23 protein-coding genes are annotated in these 26,974 nt (G+C 37.0%); 14 read left to right on the top strand and 9 right to left on the bottom strand.

Annotated elements, in window-relative coordinates; all coding sequences use genetic code 11:
* Positions 1 to 10 precede the first annotated feature (10 nt).
* Together ACFS6I_RS22025 and ACFS6I_RS22020 are read left to right on the top strand one after the other, a co-directional pair.
* Complete coding sequence (locus tag ACFS6I_RS22025) at positions 11 to 3,199, top strand: efflux RND transporter permease subunit (protein ID WP_380923792.1); 3,189 nt, start codon at positions 11 to 13, stop codon at positions 3,197 to 3,199.
* A 25-nt stretch (positions 3,200 to 3,224) separates the two neighbouring features.
* Positions 3,225 to 4,649: an efflux transporter outer membrane subunit gene (locus tag ACFS6I_RS22020; protein WP_380923791.1), complete on the top strand. Its 1,425-nt coding sequence runs from the start codon at positions 3,225 to 3,227 to the stop codon at positions 4,647 to 4,649.
* 95 nt (positions 4,650 to 4,744) lie between these two features.
* Here ACFS6I_RS22020 and ACFS6I_RS22015 read toward each other — a convergent pair whose 3' ends face one another.
* On the bottom strand, positions 4,745 to 5,323 hold the full coding sequence (locus ACFS6I_RS22015) for an NAD(P)H-dependent oxidoreductase (protein WP_380923789.1): 579 nt from the start codon (positions 5,321 to 5,323) through the stop codon (positions 4,745 to 4,747).
* 43 nt (positions 5,324 to 5,366) lie between these two features.
* A complete protein-coding gene (locus ACFS6I_RS22010; RefSeq protein ID WP_380923787.1) occupies positions 5,367 to 6,392 on the bottom strand; it encodes a hypothetical protein in 1,026 nt (341 codons plus the stop codon).
* A gap of 284 nt (positions 6,393 to 6,676) precedes the next feature.
* On the opposite strand from ACFS6I_RS22010, the gene ACFS6I_RS22005 reads away from it, so the two are divergent.
* Complete coding sequence (locus ACFS6I_RS22005) at positions 6,677 to 7,426, top strand: lysophospholipid acyltransferase family protein (protein WP_380923786.1); 750 nt, start codon at positions 6,677 to 6,679, stop codon at positions 7,424 to 7,426.
* Positions 7,427 to 7,479: 53 nt separating this feature from the next.
* Positions 7,480 to 8,409 carry a DUF6268 family outer membrane beta-barrel protein gene (locus ACFS6I_RS22000; RefSeq protein WP_380923784.1) on the top strand — a complete coding sequence of 310 codons (930 nt, stop codon included), beginning with the start codon at positions 7,480 to 7,482 and terminating at the stop codon, positions 8,407 to 8,409.
* A gap of 196 nt (positions 8,410 to 8,605) precedes the next feature.
* Here ACFS6I_RS22000 and ACFS6I_RS21995 read toward each other — a convergent pair whose 3' ends face one another.
* Positions 8,606 to 9,172 (bottom strand): Crp/Fnr family transcriptional regulator, encoded by a 567-nt coding sequence (locus ACFS6I_RS21995; protein WP_380923782.1) that lies wholly within the window; start codon positions 9,170 to 9,172, stop codon positions 8,606 to 8,608.
* Positions 9,173 to 9,352: 180 nt separating this feature from the next.
* On the opposite strand from ACFS6I_RS21995, the gene ACFS6I_RS21990 reads away from it, so the two are divergent.
* Positions 9,353 to 10,132, top strand: coding sequence for an alpha/beta fold hydrolase (locus tag ACFS6I_RS21990; RefSeq protein ID WP_380923780.1), 780 nt, complete (start codon positions 9,353 to 9,355; stop codon positions 10,130 to 10,132).
* A 410-nt stretch (positions 10,133 to 10,542) separates the two neighbouring features.
* Here the strand turns inward: ACFS6I_RS21990 and ACFS6I_RS21985 are convergent, their stop codons facing one another.
* From ACFS6I_RS21985 to ACFS6I_RS21970, 4 genes are all read right to left on the bottom strand, one after another.
* On the bottom strand, positions 10,543 to 11,505 hold the full coding sequence (locus ACFS6I_RS21985; protein ID WP_380923778.1) for a helix-turn-helix transcriptional regulator: 963 nt from the start codon (positions 11,503 to 11,505) through the stop codon (positions 10,543 to 10,545).
* 66 nt (positions 11,506 to 11,571) lie between these two features.
* Positions 11,572 to 12,381, bottom strand: coding sequence for a heme ABC transporter ATP-binding protein (locus ACFS6I_RS21980; RefSeq protein WP_380923776.1), 810 nt, complete (start codon positions 12,379 to 12,381; stop codon positions 11,572 to 11,574).
* Positions 12,382 to 12,404: 23 nt separating this feature from the next.
* Complete coding sequence (locus ACFS6I_RS21975; protein WP_380923774.1) at positions 12,405 to 13,382, bottom strand: FecCD family ABC transporter permease; 978 nt, start codon at positions 13,380 to 13,382, stop codon at positions 12,405 to 12,407.
* Between the two features lie 59 nt (positions 13,383 to 13,441).
* Positions 13,442 to 14,263 carry a heme/hemin ABC transporter substrate-binding protein gene (locus ACFS6I_RS21970; protein WP_380923772.1) on the bottom strand — a complete coding sequence of 274 codons (822 nt, stop codon included), beginning with the start codon at positions 14,261 to 14,263 and terminating at the stop codon, positions 13,442 to 13,444.
* 338 nt (positions 14,264 to 14,601) lie between these two features.
* Between ACFS6I_RS21970 and ACFS6I_RS21965 the strand changes: the two genes are divergently transcribed.
* The 9 genes from ACFS6I_RS21965 (at position 14,602) to ACFS6I_RS21925 (ending at position 25,040) form a co-directional block, all read left to right on the top strand.
* Positions 14,602 to 16,980 carry a TonB-dependent receptor gene (locus ACFS6I_RS21965; protein WP_380923770.1) on the top strand — a complete coding sequence of 793 codons (2,379 nt, stop codon included), beginning with the start codon at positions 14,602 to 14,604 and terminating at the stop codon, positions 16,978 to 16,980.
* 105 nt (positions 16,981 to 17,085) lie between these two features.
* Positions 17,086 to 17,841, top strand: a complete 756-nt coding sequence (locus ACFS6I_RS21960; protein WP_380923768.1) for an HmuY family protein — start codon at positions 17,086 to 17,088, stop codon at positions 17,839 to 17,841.
* Positions 17,842 to 18,288: 447 nt separating this feature from the next.
* Positions 18,289 to 19,026: an HmuY family protein gene (locus ACFS6I_RS21955; RefSeq protein ID WP_380923766.1), complete on the top strand. Its 738-nt coding sequence runs from the start codon at positions 18,289 to 18,291 to the stop codon at positions 19,024 to 19,026.
* 42 nt (positions 19,027 to 19,068) lie between these two features.
* Positions 19,069 to 20,055, top strand: coding sequence for a hypothetical protein (locus ACFS6I_RS21950; RefSeq protein ID WP_380923764.1), 987 nt, complete (start codon positions 19,069 to 19,071; stop codon positions 20,053 to 20,055).
* 62 nt (positions 20,056 to 20,117) lie between these two features.
* Complete coding sequence (locus ACFS6I_RS21945) at positions 20,118 to 20,687, top strand: hypothetical protein (protein WP_380923762.1); 570 nt, start codon at positions 20,118 to 20,120, stop codon at positions 20,685 to 20,687.
* Positions 20,688 to 20,758: 71 nt separating this feature from the next.
* Positions 20,759 to 21,736: a hypothetical protein gene (locus ACFS6I_RS21940; protein WP_380923760.1), complete on the top strand. Its 978-nt coding sequence runs from the start codon at positions 20,759 to 20,761 to the stop codon at positions 21,734 to 21,736.
* A 26-nt stretch (positions 21,737 to 21,762) separates the two neighbouring features.
* Entirely contained in the window at positions 21,763 to 22,887 is a 1,125-nt protein-coding gene (locus ACFS6I_RS21935; RefSeq protein WP_380923758.1) for a cytochrome-c peroxidase, read from the top strand.
* A 272-nt stretch (positions 22,888 to 23,159) separates the two neighbouring features.
* Entirely contained in the window at positions 23,160 to 24,356 is a 1,197-nt protein-coding gene (locus ACFS6I_RS21930; RefSeq protein WP_380923756.1) for a S41 family peptidase, read from the top strand.
* Between the two features lie 120 nt (positions 24,357 to 24,476).
* Entirely contained in the window at positions 24,477 to 25,040 is a 564-nt protein-coding gene (locus ACFS6I_RS21925) for a biliverdin-producing heme oxygenase (RefSeq protein WP_021187846.1), read from the top strand.
* A gap of 264 nt (positions 25,041 to 25,304) precedes the next feature.
* Here the strand turns inward: ACFS6I_RS21925 and ACFS6I_RS21920 are convergent, their stop codons facing one another.
* Positions 25,305 to 25,745 (bottom strand): hypothetical protein, encoded by a 441-nt coding sequence (locus tag ACFS6I_RS21920; RefSeq protein ID WP_380923754.1) that lies wholly within the window; start codon positions 25,743 to 25,745, stop codon positions 25,305 to 25,307.
* An 86-nt stretch (positions 25,746 to 25,831) separates the two neighbouring features.
* A complete protein-coding gene (locus tag ACFS6I_RS21915) occupies positions 25,832 to 26,740 on the bottom strand; it encodes an NAD(P)/FAD-dependent oxidoreductase (RefSeq protein ID WP_380923752.1) in 909 nt (302 codons plus the stop codon).
* Positions 26,741 to 26,974 lie beyond the last annotated feature (234 nt).

The raw sequence follows: 26,974 nt of genomic DNA, 5'->3' as shown, positions 1-26,974 counted from the left end.
GATAAACAAAATGTTTAAAAAATTTATAGAAAGACCCGTACTTGCTACAGTTATCTCCATTCTGCTCGTCATATTGGGGATCATCGGGATCCTAAAACTTCCTTTGCAACAGTTTCCCGATATTGCTCCACCAGCGGTGCAAGTTACGGCACTTTATCCCGGAGCAAATGCCGAAACGGTACTCCGTGCTGTAGCCCCCTCTCTTGAAGAGTCCATCAATGGAGTGGAAAATATGAGTTACATGAGTTCCACAGCTAGTAATGATGGATCGCTCATGATTACCGTTTATTTCAAATTGGGAACCGATCCCGATCAAGCAGCGGTCAATGTTCAAAACCGTGTTTCCCAAGCCACTAGCCAACTTCCAAGCGAAGTTGTACAGGCAGGGATCACAACGGCAAAACAGCAAAACAGTTTGATCATGGTATTAGATCTATATACGGAAGATGAGAGTAAATACGATCAAACCTTTATCACCAATTATGCGCAGATCAATATCATTCCAGAACTTAAACGGATACCCGGAGTAGGACAAGCATTGCCTTTTGGTGGAAGTAAAGATTATTCGATGCGTGTATGGCTCAAGCCTAATCAGATGGCGACTTACAAACTGACACCAGAGGAAGTCATGGCGGCCATTCAGGATAAAAACGTTGAAGCAGCTCCAGGAAAATTCGGAGAAAGCAGTAAAGAGGCTTTCGAATTTGTTATCAAATACAAAGGAAAACTTAACCAGCCAAGCGATTACGAAAACATTATTATCCGTTCTAATACAGACGGTTCGGTTTTAAGACTTAAGGATGTTGCCCGTGTTGAATTGGGTTCTTATACCTATGCTAGCCACACTCGAATCAATGGTAAACCTGGACTTAATATCGGTGTAATGCAATTGGCAGGTTCCAATGCCAATGAAATTCAGATTGCGATCCAGGAGTTTATGGAAAAAGCTTCATTAAGTTTTCCAAAAGGGGTCAAATACTTAGTGCTTTATAATACGAAAGATGCTTTGGATCAATCCATCGACCAAGTTAAACATACTTTAATAGAAGCTTTTATACTGGTATTTTTAGTCGTATTCCTATTCTTACAAGATTTTAGATCAACATTGATTCCTGCCATAGCAGTTCCTGTAGCGATCGTCGGAACCTTCTTCTTCATGCAGTTATTTGGTTTCTCGATCAACTTGCTGACACTATTTGCACTTGTCCTCGCCATCGGTATTGTGGTCGATGATGCTATTGTCGTCGTCGAAGCTGTACATGCTAAGATGGAGAATGAACATCTGTCTCCAAAACTAGCCACAACATCGGCCATGAGTGAAATCACAGGAGCCATTATTTCCATTACATTAGTTATGTCGGCGGTATTCCTTCCAATCGGATTTATGGAGGGATCAACAGGCGTATTTTATCGGCAGTTTGCTTTTACATTGGCCATTGCTATTGTTATTTCAGCTATCAATGCGTTGACTTTGAGCCCGGCACTCTGTGCACTTTTTTTAAAGCCTACGCATCATAACCAATCTGATAAAAAGCAACTCAACTTTAAAGAACGCTTTTTTGCTGGATTTAATGTCGGTTTTGATCGATTAACTAAAAACTATATAGGTAGTCTGCGTTTCTTAATTCGTTACAAATGGATTGCATTTGGTGCTTTGGGCGTGATATTACTGCTTACTGTTGTCATGATTCGCAAGACTCCAACTGGTTTTATTCCTTCGGAAGACCAGGGTTTTATTGCAATATCTCTTTCAATGCCAGCAGGAGCATCTTTAGACCGTACATCAAGCGCATTAGCCGAAGCAGAACAACAGTTGCAACATGCCGATTTTACAAAAACATTGAATGTTTTAGCCGGCTTCAATATTTTGACACAGTCAACTAGCCCATCTGCTGGTGTGGCTTTTATCTTACTTAAATCACATAAAGAACGGGGAGCTATAAAAGATATCAATGCTATTATGGCTGATGTTAACCAGAAATTATCTAAAATTAAAGGTGCCAATTTTTTCGTCTTTACTTTCCCTACTGTTCCTGGATTTAGTAACGTTGATGGACTTGATATGGTTTTACAAGATCGAACTGGTGGCCAACTGGGTAAATTTAGTACTGTAGGACAACAGTTCATTGGAGAACTGATGCAACGTCCTGAAATTATGATGGCCTTTACCACATTCAAAGCCGACTATCCGCAGTACGAACTGCAGGTTGATGACATCAAGGCTGAACAGCTCGGTGTAAGTACCAAAAGTATTTTGCAGACCATGCAGGCATACTTCGGAAGCTCGCAGGCTTCGGACTTTAACCGATTCGGCAAGTATTACCGCGTCATGGTTCAGGCTGACGTACAAGACCGTACCGAGCCCTCTTCTATGGACGGGATTTTCGTTAAAAATCGTCAGGGAGATATGGTTCCTATCAATACGCTGGTTACCATGACACGTGTATATGGTCCGGAGACCGCATCACGCTATAACCTATTCAATTCTATTGGTATCAATGCGATTCCAAAACCTGGATACAGTTCAGGAGATGCTATTCGTGCGGTAGAAGAGGTAGCACAACAGCACCTCCCTACAGGATATACTTATGAATTCTCAGGTATGACAAAAGAGGAAATTGTTTCGGGTGGACAGTCTACTCTTATTTTCATCTTGTGTTTGATATTTGTTTACTTCCTGCTTGCTGCGCAATATGAAAGTTATATCATTCCATTAGCAGTTATCCTATCTATTCCAACAGGAATCTTCGGCGTATTTGCTGCGATTAGTCTAACAGATATATCCAATAATATTTATGTTCAAGTTGCCTTGGTTATGCTGATCGGCTTATTAGCCAAAAACGCCATTCTTATCGTTGAATTTGCTATTCAGGGACGTAAACGAGGACTTTCGATTGCAAGTGCTGCTCTAAAAGCTGCAAAATTACGTCTGAGGCCTATCATTATGACCTCTCTCGCTTTTATCGTAGGAATGATCCCAATGATGACGGCAGTTGGTCCTTCAGCGCAAGGAAATCACTCTATTAGTATTGCCGCTGCAGGCGGTATGCTCAGTGGAGTTGTACTTGGCCTATTCATCATTCCGGTACTTTTTATTTTCTTCCAATATATAAAAGAGAAAGTAAGTCCAAAGCCTACGGAAAAACAAGAATTTGACCAATCAGAAGTGGTTAGAGTACCCGCACATACTAATGTTTAGTGAAACAATGACAAAATTGAAATACATGAATATAAAAGTAAACATACTGATGGCTTTCATATTACCCCTTGTTGTATGGTCTTGTAAAACCGATAAACTGATCAGCAACAAGGATCTTGCTCCTCCCCTTCCTACACAGTTTCGTGATCAAGAAGAAGGAGCAAAAGAAACGAGCATCGGTTCCATTCCATGGCGAGACTTCTTTCAAGACCCTATTTTACAAGTTCTGATTGATAGTGCCATCCATCAAAATGTAGACATGCAACTCGCCATCAAAAACATCGAGTCATCGCAGCTGATGTTAAAACAAGCTAAAGCTAACTATTTGCCAAATTTGCAATTGCAGATAAAGGCAAACAGTACTAATCCATCCAATAACAGTATGAATGGGTTGAGTCTAGGACAATTTCTAGGTCAAAATCATGTTGAAGATTATACAGCATCGTTAGGACTATCGTGGGAAGCCGATCTATGGGGAAAGATCAAGAGTCAAAATACCGCAGCATTAGCTTCTTATTTACAGACCGAAGAAGCAAAAAAAGCTGTACAGACACAACTGATTTCTCAAGTAGCACAGGGATATTACCAATTGCTTATGCTTTATCAGCTACATGAGATTGCACAGCAAAATCTACGTCTTAGCGACAGTACCTTACGCATTGTCCAACAACAATACGAAGTTGGTGACATCAGTATGTTAGCTGTAGAGCAGGTGGATGCACAACGTCTAGCAGCAGCCAGTCTTATTCCAGATTTTGAACAGCAGATCCATTTACAAGAGAATGCCATTCAGACGTTGAGTGGTAGACTACCGCAGGAGATTAAAATCAAAGAAAAACTGGCAAATATTCAACTTCCTGACCATTGGTCTGCGGGTGTACCTGCCGATTTATTGAGCCGTAGACCTGATGTTAAGCAAGCAGAACTTGCTGTTACCAGTTCCAAAGCCTATCAACAATATGCTAAAGCTAGGATGTATCCTTCCTTAGTTATCAGTGCCGAAGCTGGAATCAATGCTTTCAAAAGCAGCAATTGGTTCAACATACCAGCTTCCCTATTTGGTGCCGTAGCAGGAAGTATTACCCAGCCTATATTTCAACGTCGTGAACTAAAAACACAATACGAAATCGCACAAATTGATCAAGAAAAAAATGTTATCCGATTTAAACAAACAGTGATCACAGCAGTTGGTGAAGTATCTGATGCTTTAATTTCAATAGAGAAATTAAAAGAAAAACAACGCATCATTTTACAAAGAACTAATCGATTGAAGAAAGCTATTCAACATGCCGATGTGCTTTTCGAAACCGGAATGGCAACTTACTTGGAAGTCATCACAGCTCAAAGCAATATGCTACAAAGTGAATTGGAACTTGCACAAGTTAAGAAGGCAGAACTTGCTGCTGTTGTCGATTTATACCGATCACTAGGTGGTGGCTGGAATCAATAATTAACATAGACAAGTATAACAAAGGAGCAAGTTTAATAGACCTGCTTCTTTGTTATTTTTAAAACTTATATGGCACTTTTTAAAAATTATTAATTCTACAGATTATCTTTTCCCCACCTCTTAACCTTTTCGATCCACTTTTTCCGCAAATTTTCATCAGCTGTTTTTACAATACCGATGTAGCTTACCTTTATTGGAGTAACACCACAAAACTGTAGTGTTGATTTTTTCAATTGATTGATACTTGGTCTTCCATAGATAAGACGGTAATACCAGCCCGGCTGATCCAACGTCGTAATGATATGCCCAGTCTTACCTTTCAACAGTCGATCCCAAAATATCGAGTCAGGTCGATACTTAAAAGCCATACCCGGTAAAAACAAACGGTCTATAAATCCCTTCATTAAGGCAGGCAATCCGCCCCACCATACCGGATGTACCCATACAAGATGATCTGCCCACAAAATCATTTCCCAAGCTTTGATTAAATCTGGTTCTAGGTCCAGACGTTTGTGATAACCATATTGGAGATTAGGATTAAACTCCATATCTGCTATTGTAATCTCTTTTATTTCGGCTCCTGATTGTTCGGCTCCTTCAATATAGGCTTTTACAAGAGCAAAGTTTAGCGCATCTTTATTAGGATGTCCATTGATAATTACTATATTTTTCATTAGCGTCATTAAATTTGTAAACACTACATTTTAGCCACATCCACTAATATATTTTTACATTGATGGTTTTATATTCCACTAATTGTTGCTGCAAGTCCTGTTTTGTATGCAATTCATGCGCAAAATAGATACGATTATTAAAAACATTTTTGCAAAGAGATTCAATATGTATAACTGTTGATAAGGCAGTCAATTCAGCCTGCCCTTTTTCACTGAGCACACTAATTTTCTTAAATTTCCCATCAGTAGTTGATAAAGTAATTTCGAAGACTGCTAAATCTCCATTTCCACTCGATCCGAAAACTTTCTTCCTAGTATTAAGAGACAGGCTATTAAAAATTCCAAATTGTTGCATCGTCCCTAATAACCAGGTTATAAATTTAGAATTATAGGTCATCTTGACAGAGACATCTGAGATTTTTTCAACTTTATTAAGGATATACAAATCCGGTAAGTCGAAATTATAAACTTGCCGACGGCCGATTCCGAACCCAAAATTAAAATAATCGGTATCCAAAAAATGTTTAATCTGTACGGGCTGATTGTTCTGGTATCGGACAAAAGGTTTGGAAACATTTTCTGCCATAAAATGAGCTGAACTTTCTCCTGCAAGATCTTTAACAGAGTAGTAAACGGCTACATCAACTTTTTCAATATCAGTCATGCTGTTTACATTCGCCTTGATCAAACCAGCAATTATTCCTCCCATCCAACCCGATGCAAATACAATTCGGCTATTGATATCATGACCTAAGAGCGAGTGGTAGGCTTTCATCAATGCTGGAGTGGGTTTTGTAATATCAATATAATCCAAATGGTGTTTAACCGCAAAATGTAAAACATGGTCTTCGTTATCATTTACACTCAACACAATAATATCTATTTTTTTATCTAAAATAGACTGAAAAGTATCTGGTTGGTTGACATCAATCGTTAGTTCATTATTTTCCACAGTAGCTTTCCGACTTCCCACGAAGAGGTCAGCATCAGGATTTCTGGATTTAAGTATCCGATAAATAGTCTTCCCGACCAATCCTTTACCTCCAATAATTAAGATATTCTTTTGCATATTTTTTTTATACAAAAATATCGCTGAAAACTTAACCTCTACAGGACATATGTCTAAAAGGTAATTGTGACATAAGAACAGTTCTGACTATAAAGATTAATTTTCTGGTTAGTATTATATTAATCTCCGACCTCTTCTTTTTTCAAAAATTAATAAGGGTAAGGGAGCATCCGGTTGTCAGATATAAAAGAGATACCTGTTGAAGTACTGAAATAACAGGATTTAGTTCTTCCACAAATTACGGCATAGTATTAAAATTTCTCGGAACATTAAAAACAATCAATATGTTAGGTTATTTCATTGGAAAGATTTGTAAATATCGGCTAAGCGTATGCGTACAAAATCTCGCTCGCGCCTTCCCTCACTTGTCCTATCAGGAAATTAACATACATCGTCATAATTTCTACCAAAATCTTGCCCGTATTATATGGGAAAATTTTCATCCTCGTCCGGTAAAATTACATTTATCAGAATCAGCCCTTGAAACGATCAATAGGCTCCAAAAACAACGAAGTCAAGCTATACTGTTATTAGGTCATTACGGAAATTGGGAGCTGATAACGAAAATACCACAATTTACAAACATACCTACACAAGCGCTATATAAACCTTTAAAAAACAGATTTTTAAATTATTTAAGTTATAAAAAAAGGACCAAACATGGTATGCGCCTGTTGCCTGCTCAACATGCATTAAGGATACTTTTACGGGAAAAACAAACTCCTTCCATTACATTTTTTATTGCAGATCAATTTCCTGGACATGACAATGGAATTGCTGTTGAGTTTTTACAGCAACCTACCTTCATGTTTTCAGGCGCCGAAAAACTAGCAAGACAGTTAGATACCTATGTAGGATATGTTTCCTTACACCCCTTAAATAAACAAGTGTGGGAACTTGATATTAAACCGATATGTGATCATGCAGCAGCAACTTCAGAAGGATTGATAACTAAACAATTTGCGTCCATGCTGGAAAAAAGCATACAAAAAGATCCTAGTTGGTGGTTGTGGACACATCGCCGTTGGAAATAAAAATAAAGGGTAAAGTACCTACCAATTGTCTTAATAAAAATTAGATACTTCATATGATCAGAAATTTTGAAATTAAAAAAACAGTGCTTTTCGCATTTATAATGGTTATTTCCTGCCAATTTGTGGATGCACAAGTACAAATAGAAATGAAAACCGAATATATTGGAAAATCGGACTACCGAAAATCAGAGAACGGAAAAAGTGAAAAAGTAGGTGATAGCCAAGGTGCTGCTATGGTTCACCAAGCTAACATTACGATTCCTCTATCTTTAAAATTGAACGAAAATAAACGTCCCACACTCTGGGCTATAAGTGCGAATGGTGCTTATGCAAAGCTTGACAATAAAAACTTTACAGCGCCCTTAGTCGTAGATGAAATATTAAATATTGGGATGAATCTAACTCATTTGAGACCTTTGAACGACCGGTGGTCTATACTGGCGACTATCGGTGGAGGTATTTTTATGTCTAATACTGATTTTTCACAAGCAGGATTCAAAAATGTACTTGGCAATGTCGGAACTGTTTTCATTCGTCACTTAAAACCAAATTTGGATTTAGGGGGTGGCATTATGGTCAACAATTCTTTTGGTTTCCCAATGGTCTTTCCTGCCCTTTATCTCAACTGGAAAACTGAGGGAAAATTTGCAGTAAAGATAGCTCTTATGCAGGGCTTAGAAATGGCGGTAGGATATGATTTGACGAAAAATTTCCGGTTAAATCTTATCGCAGAAATGAATGGCCAGACAGCTCTACTACGACAAGAAGGAAAAGATAAAATGTTTTCACATTTATATATGATTGCGGGTTTTCGCCCAGAAATAAAAATAGGAGAAAAGATATCAATACCGCTAACCGTTGGTATGAATCTGTGGCGACCAGCTCAGATCACAGATAGAACATTGAAAAGTATGTTTCAAGATAAAGAGTATTATTTCAGAGCATCTCCCTATGCATCGGCAGGTTTAAAGATGAATTTATAATAAAGCAAAAGGAGTCAGATATTATCACTATAAATCTGGCCCTTTAACATATTTTAAGAGGCAATCTATATTCAAAGATACAAGACAAGAAATAGCTATAACATTTCTCTAAAAATAATTATTGTACCCATCTAAACCTTAATGATTACTTTTTATTCATTAAGGTCACATTGATAAATCAATATCATATTAGTGACTAAGAAGTAATCTCTTTTCGTATACGACTCAAATGTCGTTGCGTAATACCTAGGTAGGAAGCGAGATAATGTAATGGGATTTGCAAGATAAATTCTGGTTGATTTTTGAGCAACGATGCATAACGTTGGGCGGCAGTTTCCTTCTGCAATTGAAAAACCCGTTTTTCCAATTCTAGATATTGCTGTTCTGCTATTATCTTAAGAAACATAGTCCATATCGGCTTCTCAAGAACCAATTGATCAAGTTTATTTTTCTGAATCACATATAATTCTGTCGGCACAATAGCCTGTATGGCTTCCACACTAGGACCACCAGTTATAAAAGAAGAATAGGCCGCCATAAGATCATTTGGAAATCGAAAACAATAAGTAATATCGTCACCATTTGGAGTTGTATAAAAGGAGCGAAAGATTCCAGATCGAATAAATGCCACTTCATTACTTTTTTCATGCTCACGAGCAAAATATTCTCCTTTACTCAACTTTCTGATCGTAAAAAGTTGAAGAACTTGTGCAATCTCCTCTTCCGAAAAAATTCCAAAATCACGAAAAAATGCTGCTATCATTTATGCTCTATATCTAATTTCTGTACGTTCTAACAAAATTATTATTACAAAGCTACATTTAATCTTTTGCAGATAGATCTATTCATGCGCTTTAGTTATTCGTTTTACATTTAAGCCTATAAAATTTATTTTTTGTAATTTTGAATCAATAACAAAAGACTCATTAAAACAGAATATACATTGGAAGAACTACAGTACAGCAAGATATATGGAGCAGAAAACGCGGGTATCCCGTTAGTAGTTATACACGGCTTATTTGGCATGTCCGATAATTGGGGAACATTTGGTCGCAATTTTGGAGAAAAAAGACAAGTGCATCTTTTGGACCTTCGTAATCATGGGCGCAGTTTTCATAGTGAAGAGATGTCTATCGAAGTTATGGTTGATGATCTATCTGCCTATATCGCATCTATTGAAGCGGATCAAATTGATCTTATTGGACATTCATTAGGTGGTAAAGTTGCCATGCAATTTGCTATAGATCATCCTGAAAAAGTAGCTAAATTGATTGTAGCTGATATTGCCCCTAAATCCTACCCTCCGCATCATGAAGATATATTCAATGCACTAAGTGCCGTTAATATTGAAACTATCGAAAATCGTAAAGATGTACAGATAGCACTTGAGCACTATATTAAGGAACCAGGAGTTGTCCAGTTTTTATTAAAGAACGTGTATATCAAAGAAGACCGAAGTCTAGGGTGGCGTTTCAATCTAGACGTTCTGAAAGGTAAATACACTTCTTTTATCACAGTAGGTGTCAAATCAGGTATATTTAAAGGACCTACTTTATTTTTGGCTGGTGAAAAGTCACGATACATCCTGCCCGAAGACAAAGCAAATATCGAAACCCAGTTTCCAAAAGCCATAATAAAAACAATCCCTAATGCAGGACATTGGGTACAGGCAGAAAACCCACAAGCATTTGATGCTTTTGTTGCCGAGTTTTTGAATCAATAAAAAGAAGTTTCTTATAACTTTCTTTTCTAAAAAAGGTTTCCAAAACAGGAAATTCTAGTAAAATATAAAGCCTCTTGAAAAAATCAAGAGGCTTTATAGTATTATTCTTAATCTCTGCATCAAGTATACACCTAAAAATTTAGTCTCTTATCAAAAGTAATCCTTCTTGAATACCAAAATCATTCTTCTGGCTCTGATTTTAATATTGTTAGACACGCATTAAGATATACTCCTATTTAACTAAGACTAGTGAAGTAATTATACAGATATTACATAGAGATAAAATAGAGGATATATAGAGCTTTACTTCTACGAACCCTCTAGAAACCCTCTATTATGACTCAATAAAATCTTTATAAGATATAAATCAGCTCATCACATGGGTACAAGAAAGTCTAGCTGAAAAGTGCTTACATTTTTAATTCTCCGGGAGAAATACCGTAATATTTTTTAAATGCGCTACTGAAGTTATTTTGATGTCCATACCCCGTCAACAATGCTACTTCATATACTGTCTTTTTATCCGCTAACAAATAATTTTTAGCTTTTTCCATACGTACACGTGTTAGATAATCATGAATAGTAACTGAGAAATATTCTTTAAAATCTTTACGCAGTTTACTTTCACTGGTTAACACTTCTGCAGCCAGTTCTTTTTGGGTCGGTGGATTTGCGATACGTTGCTCTAGGATATGCCGTGCCATTTCAAGCCGTTGAATATCTTCCTCATGAAACAAAGAATCGGTATTTCCTTTTTGTTCATTGTACTGTTCAAATTGGTACATCAGCAATTCAACAATCCGAGACTCGGTATGTAATCTTCTTATTTCTCCTTTTTTCTTGGATTCAATTAATTCAGAAATGGTATGTTGCATTTCGTAAGTAGCAACAAGATCTTCTTCAGAAAATGAAGTATATTGCCCTTTCTCGATCTCATGCACAAACTGTTGATGGAGCAATGAATCTCTCTTAATTAAATTGAGGTAATATTCTTTAGATATAACTGCTATAAAATAAATATATTCAATACCAGGTTCTACTTGATGGGTAGTTCGAACCGAAGGAATGTAACGAATATTATGTCTACTCATGCCATAGGGCATTTTTGCATCTTTTGGTTTAAAAAATATAAATTGACTTGTAATCGTTTCTCCTTCTATTTCAGTGAGGATCTGTACAGGTCTATCAAAGTTCATTTTAGAATGCAGTATAAAAAGACCAGAAGTTGAAAGTTGAAAATTCTCCATATGCACAGGCCCCATTTCAATAATGGTTTTATTTTCAACCAGTGGTTTTTCTGGCACATAACCGTCAGGGATTTCTTCCTCAAAAAGCCAATCTTCCAACTCTATTATTTTACTTTTCACTAACATGATTACAGTTTAAAATAAGCTTTGCGCAGTTAAAATTAATGAAATAAGCTGGAATATTAAAATTATTTATAATCTTTCTAAATAACTATCAAATTCAACATACATTTCTTCAAGTTGAACATAAGGTTTCAATGTTCTTGGATTCATCGTCACATTTGATTCCACTGAAAAAATAGTATAGATTTCTTTCTTATTTAAAACCTCCACTGGCGTACCATCAAATAGCTTTCTGCCATTTTTGAGCATCATAATGCGATTGGCATATGTAGCTGCAAAATTAACATCATGTACGATCAAGATAACCATGAGCCCTTTACGCGCCAATGCTTTGGCAATACCTAAAACTTTCTGCTGATAATGTAAATCCAATGCTGAAATAGGCTCATCTAAAAGCAAGAGTGCATCTGGATTATCCCATATCTGCGCTAAGACCCGAGCTAGATGGACACGTTGCTGTTCACCACCTGATAAACTTAGAAAATCACGGTCTGCAAATGATGCTACACCACAAAGTTTCATTGTTTCGGCTACAACTTCGAGATCATGCGCTTGAGGTATATTTTTATAATGTGGATAACGACCCATTAATACAATTTCATCGACTTTAAAACTTAAAGTCATTTGCTGTTGCTGACTCAATAAAGCTCTACATTGTGACAAAATATGTGGAGTATAATCCGACAGTAGCTTTCCATTTAAGTGAATGCTCCCTGAGCAGGGTTTCTTTTCTCCGCAGAGTAATCCCATCAAAGTAGATTTTCCTGCGCCATTGGCACCTAACACAGCCAATACCTCTCCCTTCCGTACTTGAAAAGTAACATCTTTCAGGAGTTTTCTTCCCTTGATTTCGTAATTAAGTTTCTCTACACGTAACATAACAGACCCTATATTTGAACTAATTATTTTTCCTTTATCAAAATATATAAAAACAAAGGAGTTCCCAATAGGGCGGTGATCACGCCAATTGGAAGCTCTATTGGAGCAACCGAAACCCGAGCTATAACATCTGCTAGCGTCAGCACCAAAGCGCCAAACAGCAACGATCCAGGTAAAACAAATCGATGATCTGCCCCACCTATAAGACGAATAATATGAGGAACAATCAAGCCCACAAAACCGATAATGCCTGAAACTGCTACAGAAGCTCCTACAGCTAAAGTTGAAAGGACTACAACCCATCTTTTGATACGGTCGGTTTGTACACCTAATAAATCGGCCTGCATTTCACCGAGAGCGAATGCATTTAATGATTTTCCAAAAAAAGGTAAACAGATTAAGGGAATAATTATAAACGGAGCAACTGCCAACAAATTGTCCCAAGTAGCTCCACCCAGACTACCAAGCAACCAAAATGTAATGGTCCTTAATTGCTGCTCGGTCGAGACATAGGTCATCAAGCCCGTAAGTGCTCCTGCAAAAGCATTAATCGCAATTCCAGCCAATAACATCGTTGTTACGGATGGCTTACCATTTTTACTAGCTATACGATAAACCAAAAATGCTGTTAAACCTGCACCTGCAAACGCTCCAAAAGCTAACACATAATAACCGATCCAAGCTGAAAGTGAGGTGAAAACCAATGTTTCAAAAGCGATAATCATAACTGCAAATAACGATGCGCCAGAAGATATACCGATGAGTCCCGGTTCTGCTAATGGATTACGAAATATTCCCTGGATAGCTGCTCCAGAGATACCCAATGCTGCCCCTACCAGTACGCCTAGTAATAACCGTGGTAACCGAATTTCAAAAATGACATTCTCATGCATGCTATTAATAGCTGTTGCTGATCCCAAATACATCTTTTGCATTAGCAACGAAAAAATATCTTTAGGAGGAATAAAATAAGCCCCTAATCCCAAGGAAATTATACACACAACAATTAAAATTGATACAAGTGCCAGCAAAATTAGCTTCTGTCTTTTATACACATCGATTACTTTGAATCCATTATTCTTACAAAACCTCGGTGCAATTCCAGAATTGCGTCAGGTAGCCGATTACTAAAATTGACTAATAAAGAAGCATTCATCGCGAGAATACGTTTATTTTTACCTGCATTTGTAATCCTCATACCGGGTAATTTTAAAATTGCATCCTCCCCCCCCAAACTACTAGCCCCAAAATCGAATAGCAATATTATATCTGGATTGGCCTGTACCAGCGCTTCCGTTGTATAAGGTTTAAAATCAGAAAACTCTTGAATAGCATTCTTTCCTCCAGCTAAATGGATGATTGCATCTAAACTACTTCCCTTACCGGCGACACTCATAGTGCCCGTACCACGTGCATAAATAAAAAGAACTTTTGGAGGAACTTTACCCTTATTTTCACTTTTAACCACTTCAGTAATACGGTTCAGACTTAACTTTGTTTGGGATACCACTCCTTTTCCGAGCTCAGGTTGACTAATGGCATCCGCCACTTGCTGTATATAATTTAAAGCGCCTGGAATTGTATAGTTGGGTTTTAAGGCTATATATTTTACACCAGCTGCGCGTACTTGTCGAATGATTGCTGCAGGAACTTCCCCTTCATTTGCTAAGATGATATTTGGTTCAAACGAAAGTAGTCCCTCTGCTGAAACTGAACGATTTTTACTTACACGGGGCAAAGCTGCGGCAGCCATAGGTGAGACACTGGTCACGTCGGTAGCAACAACACGATTCCCCACACCTAATCCAAATATTGTCTCAGTAATGGAACTGTTCAATGTAATAATCCGTTGCTGTGCATGAACACCAAAAGCAATATACATACAACAATGGATTATTATAATAAGGCAAAATCTACTCATTCTTTTTTCTTTAATTCAAGTTAAAAGCATCATGACAGGAAAACTTATCTAACGCTTTTCAACACAAAACAAATCAATAATCAGTCTAAATACAAATTAATTTAAATTAACCTTTTGTTTGTGTTTTAGATAAAAAAAGGCTAAACACACCTATAAATCAATCAAATACATCAATTTAAAAGTTATAAAAGGATATATTCAAATCGAATTAAATAGAATTAATGTCAGTTTTCATATAGAAAAGTTCAATTCTATTGCCTTTTTTTGTAATATTATTTAGATTGATTAAAAATAACCTAGTGTTTACAAAAAGCTCCTTAATACGAACTAGTTCTCTCCTGATATTTTGTGCATGCAACTTAATAGTAACTCATGCCCAAGATAAATTACAGATTAGTGGCATCGTAAAAAACGAATCTAACAAAGCGATCCCAAACGTTACGGTTTATTTATATCCTGATAAAAAGGCTGTAAAGACAGATACTTCTGGCCATTTCTATTTTAATCAGCTTTATGCAGGTAGTTATGATTTAGAAGTCCAAGCTCTTGGTTATAAGAAATTTCAACAGACCATTGATCTAGAAGATAAAAAACAGCAGCTGAATATTATACTAGAGATTGATAACCGTCATATTGATGAAGTACAAGTAAATCGTAAACTGGAAGCGGTAGACAATCTTGTTAAACCCGAAAATGCGGCTATGCCTGTTAAGATTATTACCAAACGTGAAATCGAATTGATGGGGAGTCGCCGACTGGATGAAGTATTGAAAGAACAAACAGGTATTGCCATAGTCAATGACATTGCCGGAGGATCAAGAGCTGTCGGGGTACAGATCCAAGGTTTTAGTAGCAACTATGTGATGGTATTAGTAGATGGACAACCCATGTTGGGGAGAAACAGTGGGAATTTTGATCTATCAAGAATTTCAGTTACAAATATAGAACGTATAGAAATTATAAAAGGAGCTTCATCGTGTCTTTATGGCAGTGATGCTTTAGGAGGTGCTATTAATATCATTACGCGACATGGTGCAGTGACGCCACAGCTACACAGTTCATTTCTATATGGCACATTAAACACGGTAGATGCAACTTTAGAAGCTGAAACACCTTTTGACAATCAACGTGGAAGTATTGTTTTATCCGGAAACTACTACCGCACTGATGGATTTAATACTGACAAAAACTATCTGGAGTCAAATAGTACCACTTATCCCCCATATACCAATTACAGTTTTCAAGGACGCACACGTTATCGTATCAGCAAAAATGGAACAATGGGTATTACGGCAAGGTATGCTGGCCGAGTATCAAAGATGATCAATGCCTGGTCTGAACAGGCCATATTGAAAAATACCCAGAAAGATCAAGATGTCAACATATCCGCGAGTTATGACCATAACTTTGAGTCAGGGATTAGGAGTATGTCTCGCTACTATTATTCAAGATTTCATTCAGAAATGGCTGCAGAGTGGCTGCGACAAGGAGTATTCGCCGGCGCTGAAGAATTTGGTCAAGATGTACATCGCATAGAACAACAGTTTGCTTATAGTCCTATTACAAAACTAAAATTTACGGCTGGTATCGGTGGAAGTCTAGAGGTAATGGATAATCAAAAACTGGATGCAAAAAGATCGTTAAATACAGGTTTTTTATACTTACAGACCGAATGGAAACCTGTTGATAGGATACTGACCACATTGGGATTACGCTATGACCAAACGAATGTCTATAATGGTCATCTTAGCCCAAGTCTTGGCTTGCAATATCATATTAATTCAACTCTTGTTGCCAAAGCAGGTTTTGGAGCAGGGTTTAAAGCTCCTGATTACAAAATGCGTTATCAAGTATTCTACAATCCGGCAGCAAACTATATGGTAGTTGGTACAGAGCGCGTCGCAGATGTTATTGCTGCAATGGATGCGTCTGGTGAATTGAGCTATAAAAACAGTTATATGTTGAATTTAGTCGCAGGGAATCTGAAGGCGGAAACTAGTCTCTCCAATAATATTGGTTTAACATGGAATGCTAGTCAAAAAATTCAAGCTGATATTTCCGTATTTTATCATCGCATCAATAATCAGATCAATACGGTCAGTGTCGGGAATGGGACGAATGTTGCTCAGATCTACAGTTACCGCAATCTGCCGAAGGCGATGAACAAAGGTTTCGAAACTTCAATTACTTATCAAGCAAACAAAGTTTTACAGTTTTCTGTAGGCTATCAATATTTGATCGCAAAAGATTTAAGTGTCTTAGACAGTATAGCAAGCGGAAACTTTCCTTACAATCAAATCAATAATCCGCAAACAGGAGAGTATCGCCAAAGTAAAAAATCAGATTATTGGGGTATTGAAGATAGATCACGACACATGATCAATTTTAAAACACAATATGAATATAAACCTTGGGATATGAATATCAATGCAAGAATTAATTTCAGAGGAGATACGCCATTTCAAGAATATAATGGAAACCAATTCATAGACAAGAATGATATCTTCATTCCATACCACACTCTTTTAAATATGACTGTTGAAAAAAGTCTTATGAAAGGAAAACTTACTTTTCGTCTCATTGGAGACAACCTGTTTAATTTTACTAGCCGGTATTTATTGGGACAACCAGGTCGCATAATTATGGGTGGACTAAGTTATCGTTGGATCAAAGAATAAGTTTTCACCGATCACATTCCATGTAGGCATAGGATAACAGAACCTAATTTTTTAATAGTAGATAATCCTCATTTCAAGATGAATTATAATTAAAATTGCTACAAAATGAATACAATAAAACTAATAATAGCTGAATGCAGCATATTGATTTCTTTTAGTAAAATAGGTCGCTGTATTTTCTATACAATTATCGTACTCCTTATTGCTTCTTGTGGCAAGGATAAGGAGTACAATATTGTACTTGAAGATGGCAAGAGTATCGTCATTAAAGATCTTCCAGGTGATACCGATGCTTCTATGGGAGATGGAACAGAAGGTAAAGAAAAACGCAACTTTTATACTTTCTTATTTCGTTTCAAGGATCAGAAACAAATTTGGATTAAGACAAAAGCAGATTCGGCGCAATGGTTAAAAACCAAAGATTGGGACTTAGCTTTTACTGGCCCTTATAATTCCGAAGTTTTTGTCAACAATTCGCAATATCAATATAACCCAGGATATCAAGGAGAGGCTAACAATACCGCAGTCATTTTACTCAAACAACCCTACCAAAGTATCACCGTAGCTCCTTCGGATGACGAGTTTAATAAAAGTGAAATTAACAAAATCGGATGGGCATCTTCAGAAGGTTCAGATGGGTGGTTTCGTTATAGCCTGAACAATCACATTATGCAAGCGCTACCTAACAGAACATATGTCATTCGACTTCCTGATGGAAAATATGCTAAGTTACAACTTATCAATGCCTACAAAGGCAATCCATCTGCCGTTACAAATATGAACTGGCCAGCTCCTTATTATACATTCAAATACTATGTACAAGATGATGGTACCAAAAATTTAAACACAAACACGCTCTAAAAAATGAAAACTAATTATCCGTTAATAGTATATTCTGCCATAAATTTTATCAAATAATATTTATAGTAAAGTAATTTTCATAGATGCTGATCATATCATAAAAATAAAAACGCAATTATACCATAGTGTATTAATGAGTAAATGATTCCAAATTTCTTAATAATCCACAGGCTAGTAATTATCCTTAAAAAATATCAAACTTCTAATTAATAGCTATTTAATAGGGAATATTTATTGATTATTACAACTAACAAATAAGCTTAAAAGCTAAACTCTAAAAAGCAAAAAGCATAGATTAAATATCATTTTTAATATACAATGGAAAAGCTAAACTCATTACCTTTACTATTATTTAGAATTAATATAAATAAAGATAGCGGTCAAATAACCTGATCATATAACCACGGGAATAATTGAAATTATAGTATTACAATATATAGCACTAAAATGAAAATAACAAAAACTAATACCCTTTTAAAATTCGTTGCAATCTTTGTTTTTTTAACATTGCTAGGCGCCTGCAGTAAAAGCGATCCTAAAATAGAACCTGAACCGAATCCAGATATTTCAGAAGGAATGTTCAATCGCTTAATTTCAGTAAAGAACTTTGGAGAGGACTTACCAACCGGAACCTTACCCACAACTAAGCAATCACCTATATATTATAGTTTAGAACAGAATAAGGCTATTACGCCAGATTATAGGCTGACAGCACGTTGGGATATTTCTTTCGCAGACATATACAGGAGTTTTATCAATTGCAATAATAGTTCAAATGGATATGGGGTAGGTGGACCTGGTAAAGGTGGAATTTATCTAGTCAAGAAAAAATTTGAAGATGTTGTAGATATTCCTTCCGATGCTGAATTCCGTAGAGGAGAAAAGGCCTATGGAACAGATGATTCAGGAACTTTTGGCGAAGGCTTGGGATGGTACCTATATGATTTTGGTGGCGACATCAAAGGTGGTGGAGCCGAAAACAAAAAGCATGTTTGTTATCCAATTGAAGAACATACCTTGGTAGTGCGCACAGCAAATGGCAACTATGCGAAGATCAAAATACAGAGTATCTACAAAGACCTCCTAAATCCAAAGGACTGGTATAGAACTTCACCTACACCATTCTTCACTTTTCAATATGTACTCGCGAAAGCAGGAAGCACCAAATTTGAAATCAGGAATTAAATAATAATATCCATAAAACACGATAGTCAATATTTAAATAAAATGAAAAGAGTATACACTTTTATAAGCATACTATTCCTAGGGTTACTGTTTAGTAACTGTACAAAAACTGAAGATCTGCCTTTACTTCCTAGCGACAAAATACTAGAATATAAGGTGACCAACCTCCCGAATGACGATGTTATTTATGGTGCCATAGACAATAACGAGAATACCATCACGGTTTACTTACCCTATTATTATGGATTATTGGTAATTGATCCTACAATTCAGGTATCATCTGGAGCCAAAATCACGGAGGAGATCTTGCCTGTTAAAACTGATGAAAAAGATAAGACATACACCGTAAAATCTGCAACAGGAACAACCCGTACCTACAAGCTAAAGATCGAATTACAAAGTACATCATCTTTTGAAGCGACTTTTGCATCAACATCTTCCATTGCGCTTACGCAAGGACCAGGAACGAAACTTCCTGCGATAAATGGGACTTTTATGCATACAAACTCTTCACTGGTCAGTATAGTACTCATTAACCAAGAGACGAAGCAACGTGTTCAGATGCCAACGCCTAATAGTTTAAAAGCTTCAAGTCTTGGATATCAATTAACTTATACCGGAACCGAGCGGGAAAATCTTATTCCTTCGGATATCATTGCGGGCACATATGATGTCGAAGTGACCAATCTTAATCATACCATTATATTAGCCAATCCACTCAAGATTACCTATAGACAACCAGATGTAACTTTCACCTTATTAGGATTAACATTGGCTAAAAACACGGATTGGACTATCAAAGCTAACTTAAACAAAGTAATCCTCGATCCTACAGAGGTTATTATGACACTCAACGGCAAAGATTATCCGCTCACCATCAAATCCCATACACGTACCGAGATGCAGGTTTCGCTACCAGCAAACCTTCCAACAGGGAGTTTCGAAAATGTCCAAATCAAATTCCAGTTCAAAGACTGGCCTGACGTTGTGAAAACGCAACTATACACCAGTACGATAACGGAGTCATAAACATGCATCCACATATGCCAAGGTGGCATCAACATTAAATAAATAAAAAACAGGAGGTCAACATGAAATTAAACATTAAAACAATCTTACAATCGGCAATGGCCGTGACAGTGCTATCGGCAGCAGTATGGGCAGCGGCCCCAAAAACAGAACAGGTAACAGCTCCTTTGGCGCTTACTCAAGCAAAAGCAAACACCAGCTTAACAGTAGTTGGTCAATGGTGGAGCCCATCAAACGCTGCCAACTGGCCTGCTGTTTATGTAGATTTTACAACAGGTTCTCAAAGTCTAATCAGCAGTGGACAAGTGGCATTCTTCAGTCATGTTAATGGCTCGATCAAAGCAAATGCAGGTTTCGAAATTAGAACAGTAACGACGGACATCTCCGCTGTTTCTGCATCGGACTGGAGTACTGCTACACTAGTAACATCATTAGGTAGTGGCACATGGTATGAGTACGATCTAGGTTCCCATGAGAATGTAGCCATTCAACCACTGACTGTATTGGTTGGTAACGCTTCAGGTGCCTTATATGCCGTAAAACTCAATAACTTCAGTAACGTAGGGCAACGAGTTGTTGCAGGTCAACTACAGGTAAAAGCTGATGCTAATATCGAGTATAAAGCGCTTTAAACAACAATAATTATCTATAGAAGATTCCGTAACCTGTGGATGGGTTGCGGATCTTTTTAATCAAAAAAATCATGCTACTTTCATTATCGAAAAAACAAATACGTTCATTCCAATTGTTGGCTATTTTTATACTGACTATGACATGTTGGTCTTGCAAGAAAGAAACCCCCGATTTACCTTATAAAGACATCGAATCATTTAGCATCAGAGATGCTTCAGGCAATACCTTATCAGCAAGTATAGTAGAAGATCGGATTATCCTATACTGGCCACCGCTGGTGGACCAACCAGAAAGCATTACACCAACCATAAAAGTCTCAGAAATGGCCACTATTACACCTGCTTCAGGCACATCAATAGAATTGCAATTAGAAAAACCCATTATCTATACCGTTAGAGCGCAGGATGGTTCCAGCAAAAACTATACATTATCCTTTCAAGTCAACCAACCGCAAGTACAAGCTAAATTGAATGACCCTATAAATACCTATTATCTAAACGAACCAGAAAAAGGGACCTTTACCTTCGTGGGAGAAAATATCATACCCAATGAAACACAAACAAAAGGTTATTTAATCGACAAAGATGGAAAAGAAACTCTACTATCTTTAAATACAGCGCTAACTTACTTTATAGCTAAATTTACAGCGCCAGACAACCTTAAAGCAGGTAGTAGCTACCAGGTGAAATTAGTTTCGGGTCGCTTCTCAGTACTTAGCGATCCGTTCGAAGTATTACTACCTGGACTTAGTGCCTTAATAAAATCTAATGTTGCTTATAATGCCACAAAAGGACAAAACCTGGTTGTACCATTAGTCAGCAAAATACTTTATGAACTTTATTTCAAAAGCGATTTTGATCATTTTGTAGCTGTTGATAACCTTAACAATTCTTATAAAATAACTAATGCAATAGTTGATGTTACAAATCTGACCGTGAGCCTCCCAATACCAACAACAGTGCTTGGAAACAAAATTACCGTCCTCAAGATAATGGACAAATCCGGCAAGATCTTGACTGAAAGTAATTATTCCATTGCTGTAAATTAAACTTATTTGTCAAAAGACTTCGCATCGTGCTATTAAAAATTTACTGGCCAAAACAGGTAATTCTGGTTGCTTTGATAACCGTGTCGTTATGCAGCTGCAGTAAGGGGAAGTCATCGCCGGAAGATCCGACAATTGTACCTAACCCAGAAGAAACGCTACGAGAAAAATACAGTAAAAGTAGCGCACAGTGGCCAGTAGCAGAATGGTATAAAAACATTGAAGTACGAGAACTAGCAGCATTGTCCGATAATCCTTCAAAAGATAAGGTTGAGCTTATTGCGCTAGGCAAAGCCCTGTTTTTTGATCCCCGTACAGGTAATGGTCTAAAGACCTGTGCTTCGTGCCATAATCCGGACACATACTGGATCGATCAGAAAACAACAGCGGATGGTATAGCTTTACATCACCGTAACACACCATCCATGGAAAATGTCTGGTATTTGGAAGGGAAACTCTTTCACGATGGGCGTGCGAAAACCTACCGTGAACAAATTGCAGAAGCTATCAATTCGCCAATTGAAATGGGCGGAAATACCGCCACACTACCAGCCAAACTGCAAACCAGAGCTGGTTATGTAAGTCTGTATGAATCGGCTTATAATAATAAGAATATGACCATAGAGGGTTTGCTAGATGCAATAGCTGCTTATTCCAAATCCATTAGCAGTGGAGAAACTGCATTTGATAGGTTTGTCCAAGGTGATTATCAGGCGTTAAATGACCAACAATTGGAAGGGTTGCATCTATTTCGTACGAAAGGAAAGTGTATCAATTGTCACAACGGCCCGTATTTTACAGACTTAGATTTTCATAATCTCGGCTATGCAGTAACGAACAAAGGTGCATTGGACAACGGACGATTTGAGTCTTCTAAATTAGAAAGTGACAAAGGTAAGTTTCGCACACCTGGATTAAGAAACGTCACAAATACTGCACCATATATGCACAATGGTACTATTGCTACTTTGAGTGAATTAGTCAACTTACTAAGCCAAGGAATGACTCAAAAGACTGGTCAGCAGATTAATGGCATATTATCACCACATATACAGAATTTAAGACTCAGCAGTAAAGAGCAGGAAAATATCATTATCTTTCTATCAAGCTTATCAAGTGAATCGATAAAAACTGAAAGACCAATATTGCCGTAACAAAAAAATCCCAAAGGAGGTCGCCTTTGGGATCTTTGAGCATCCAAAGATGTGGAAGCATCAATATTAAATAAATTGGGACAAAATTAGGCTTTTAACTCGAATAAAAAAGTTTAAATGAATTAATTTTAAACTATCGGCTCAAATGTCGCTCAGTAGCCACAAATATAAAGGACAAATTTTAATTGAATATGGCTCAATCATTTAAAAGTATTTCGATGCTTTTTTTGCTATTGCTTAGCTCAGCCTGTCAGAACAGGAATAAAAAAACAATGCAAACAGATGAAATAATAAATCCTATAGAGGGAACAAAAAAAGAACTGATTCTCGATTCAATTTTTTTGTATGCTCAACAATTATACCGATGGCAGGAATCACTTCCCTCCTATACAGATTTTACTCCTCGTAAGAAGTTTGGAAGCATTAGTCCCGAACAGACTGCTTATGAACGTGAGCTTTTCGCAATAAGTCAATACTCATTGGCCCATAATGGCAAACCATATGAATGGTCTGCAATTGCAGGAAAACCAAAATACTCTTATCTGGAGCGCAGTAGAAACACAAAAAAAGGTAACGGACATGTGGCAAATACAGAGCACCAATACAAATACGCGACACACCTGTCCTATTGGACTTCAGGCAATAAACAAATAGCCTATCTTTATATCGCTTCCTTTCCCGAACTCGCTATTGTTCGAACAGAACTGAACAGACTTTTTACAGAACTCTCCAACAAACAGGTGACTCATCTGATTTTAGATCTGCGTCACAATGGCGGCGGATATGTAGAGACAGCAGAATATTTAGCCAATTTGATTGTACCTAAAAAACTGGATGGGAAAATCATGTTCAGTGAACAATTTCATCCGAATGTCCAAAATGGCAAGGCTACCCTTTTAGGTAAACAACCCTATTTAGACGCAAATGGAAATCCTGTACAATATAAAGGCCGTTCCGCAACTTTGGCCGATGTAGACTATAGTGAAAAAGCCAATACACATTATTTCGCCAAGAAAGGAGTATTCAACACATTACAACACTTATCATTTATTGTATCCGGACGGACCGCATCAGCTAGTGAACTTCTTATTAGTAGTTTTAAACCTTACTTTCCTGTGAGACTTATTGGCCAGAAAACTTTTGGAAAGCCAGTAGGATTTTTCTCTCTTAAAATTGATGCTTTCGACATTTATCTTGCATCCTTCCTGATTCGTAATGCTGATGGTTGGTCGGACTATTTTGATGGAATGTCTGTCGATATTTCCCTAGCCACCCCAAAAACAGACCTACATATAGGTAATCCGAAAGAGCCTTGGCTAGCATCTACACTGCAAGACATTGTTTCTATTACAGACGCTAAGCTGGAAAAGGGTATTGATAATATTAAAGATAATCCTCCCTTCGTCTTTTGGCCAGAAACAATAGGTGAGAATCTGCTGTTTAAAACAAAATTCCAATTAAAGAACTAAAAAAATTATGTACAATTTAATTCAGATCGTTTTTCATAGATGATAAATCATTATACAGCATAAAGGTTTTAAAATAAATACGAATATTTGTATAGAATAATATAACTAAATACTAGAAAAATGCTTAGTCAACATATCAAAGAGCAAACACATGCTGCCCATCAAAACGTTGAGGGAACTATCGTACGTCAATTAAAAAGTATTCGTTCAGATGCTGATTATGCAAAAGTCCTAAAAGGCTTTTACGCCTATTTCCGTGCCGTCGAAGATCGTATTGCGCCTTTTGTAACTTCGGATATTTTACCAGATCTAGCAGATCGTCGCAATTCTTCTTATATAAAAAAAGATATCGAAGCATTGGGCGGAAGTGTAGAAAATCTTCCAGAAGCTAATGCTCCTCTAGTTAACAATGTGTTAGAAGCCCTAAGCTCACTTTATGTTCTTGAGGGATCCATTATGGGGGGGCCATACATTGTGCAGATGCTGAATAAATATGGAATCACTAAAGGCACTTCGTTTTTTGAAGGGTATGGTGAAAACAGCCGTGAAATGTGGGCAGGATTCACTACTGTCTTAAATAAACATGCTGAAGATCCTGAGAGCTATACACTTGCGACAGAGAAGGCAAATCAAACTTTCTACAATTTTGGAAACGTATTTTCCCCAATTGTAAATGTAAACTAAAACACAGCATTATTGTTTATATTTATGAATGGAGCAAAAAAATGATAAAACAAAATGGGTAAAACGTTTAGGGCTAGGCGCTTTTCTCTTTTTCCTTTTTAAAGGTTTAGTTTGGTTAGCAGTATTCTTCTTTGCCGCAAAATCTTGCAACTGGTCGTTCTAAACAAAACCTGATCACATCATTTAATGATACATGTTAGTCTCGATTTTTTATTGGGACTAACAAATTATAAAATTACCGCGCGTTATAATAATTGATCAATATTATTTTGACAGACCATTTATAATTCGCACCTGATAAGCTCCGTTATAATGATCACCAACCATAAGATTCTCACTAACCGTAATATAATATTGGCCTGTATCTTTAAATCGATATTCGAGGACTTTTCCGAATGGACCATCAGCACTCCCATCTGGAGAAAAAAGCTGACCAATACGGATATTTGCCGTATTGGTTGGACTTTCAAGTATAATATGAGCGGAATCCGGTTTATGGACAGATATAAAAATAGTATCTGTAATACCTGATTTTTTCTCCATTTTATGAATAAGACCTCCCTCTAAAAAGGTAATTCCGGACTGCCGATGCAATTCGGTATCCTGAGACTTGTCTTCCACAGTTGGCCTCTGATGAGAGGTATTTGGTTGGCATGCAACAAAAGTGAGAAATATAATAGAAGTAATGACGAACAATCTAGACATAGTTTTATTATTATAAACAAATAATAGAATCAAATAGTTTACACCCAATTATTTGGTTAAAGAAAATCGTCCTTTAAGATTCATCATCAAAACTCTTCCTGTGTTAATTCCATATTGACCATCGCTCCAGCTGTATTTCCAGTACTAACAGCACTTGCTACGGAGCGCATCATTGTGGTGGAGTCACCACAGGCAAAGACACCTGGAATATTGGTTTTCTGAAAATTATCAACTTTGATATGCCCAGCCTCAGTAAGCTCACATCCCAAATTCACCGGCAGGTCTAAATGCTGTACAAAGGGAACTGGAGCATACACCGCATCAAAACTTTCTGTTCGACCATCATCAAACACCAATTGCTTAACATATCCGTCTTTGTGGACAATTTCTACAATTTCAGTTTCAATTATACCAATTTGATTTTTAGCTAATTTATCTTTTTGTTCTTCTTCAAAATTTGCGTCACCTCTTGTCAAAACCTGTAATTGATCAGTGAGATTATGAACTAGTGAAGATAGATGGATTGCCTTATCCCCTTTTCCAATAATACCGGTTTTTTGATGTTTAAATTCATAACCGTGACAGTAAGGGCAATGAATAACTGAAATCCCCCAGCATGCAGAAAACCCCTTTATATCAGGAAAAATATCCTTAACTCCAGTTGCAAAAATAAGTTTCCTACCGATATAAATATTCCCTTCTTCAGTACAGATCTCAAAACCTTCTGACGCAAACCTACCATCTGTCACGACACCATTTTCAAAAATAATGCTTTCATATTGCTCAACCTGTTGCTTTGCTATGGTAGCAATCTCCAAGGGTGTCTTACCATCTTGTGTCAAGAAATTATGAGAGTGTGGCGTCTGTCGATTGCACGGAATTCCACTATCAATTACCAACACATCTCGCAAAGAACGCCCTAATGCCATGGCAGCAGAAAGACCAGCATAGCTACCTCCAATAATGATGACATCATAAATTCTATTTTCTTTCATAATAAACCTTTAATACACCATTCAACAATTACTTTTGTGAGATGGTGTATTAAAGGTAATAACTATCGCAACTTAATTGCAATAACATTGATAGATATTATTATTTCTTACTCTTTCATGACAGATGCATTTCTATCAAAATTTGTATGAATAAATTAACATGCCTACAAACCATATAATTTCAATTATTTTCCAAAAAATTGAAAACACTACTCAATAAAAAAAGGCTACCTT

Source organism: Sphingobacterium anhuiense, from assembly GCF_042686355.1.
Lineage (GTDB): Bacteria > Bacteroidota > Bacteroidia > Sphingobacteriales > Sphingobacteriaceae > Sphingobacterium > Sphingobacterium anhuiense.
The sequence above is the reverse complement of the archived record's forward strand: the minus strand, read 5'-3'. Positions and strand labels throughout refer to the sequence as shown.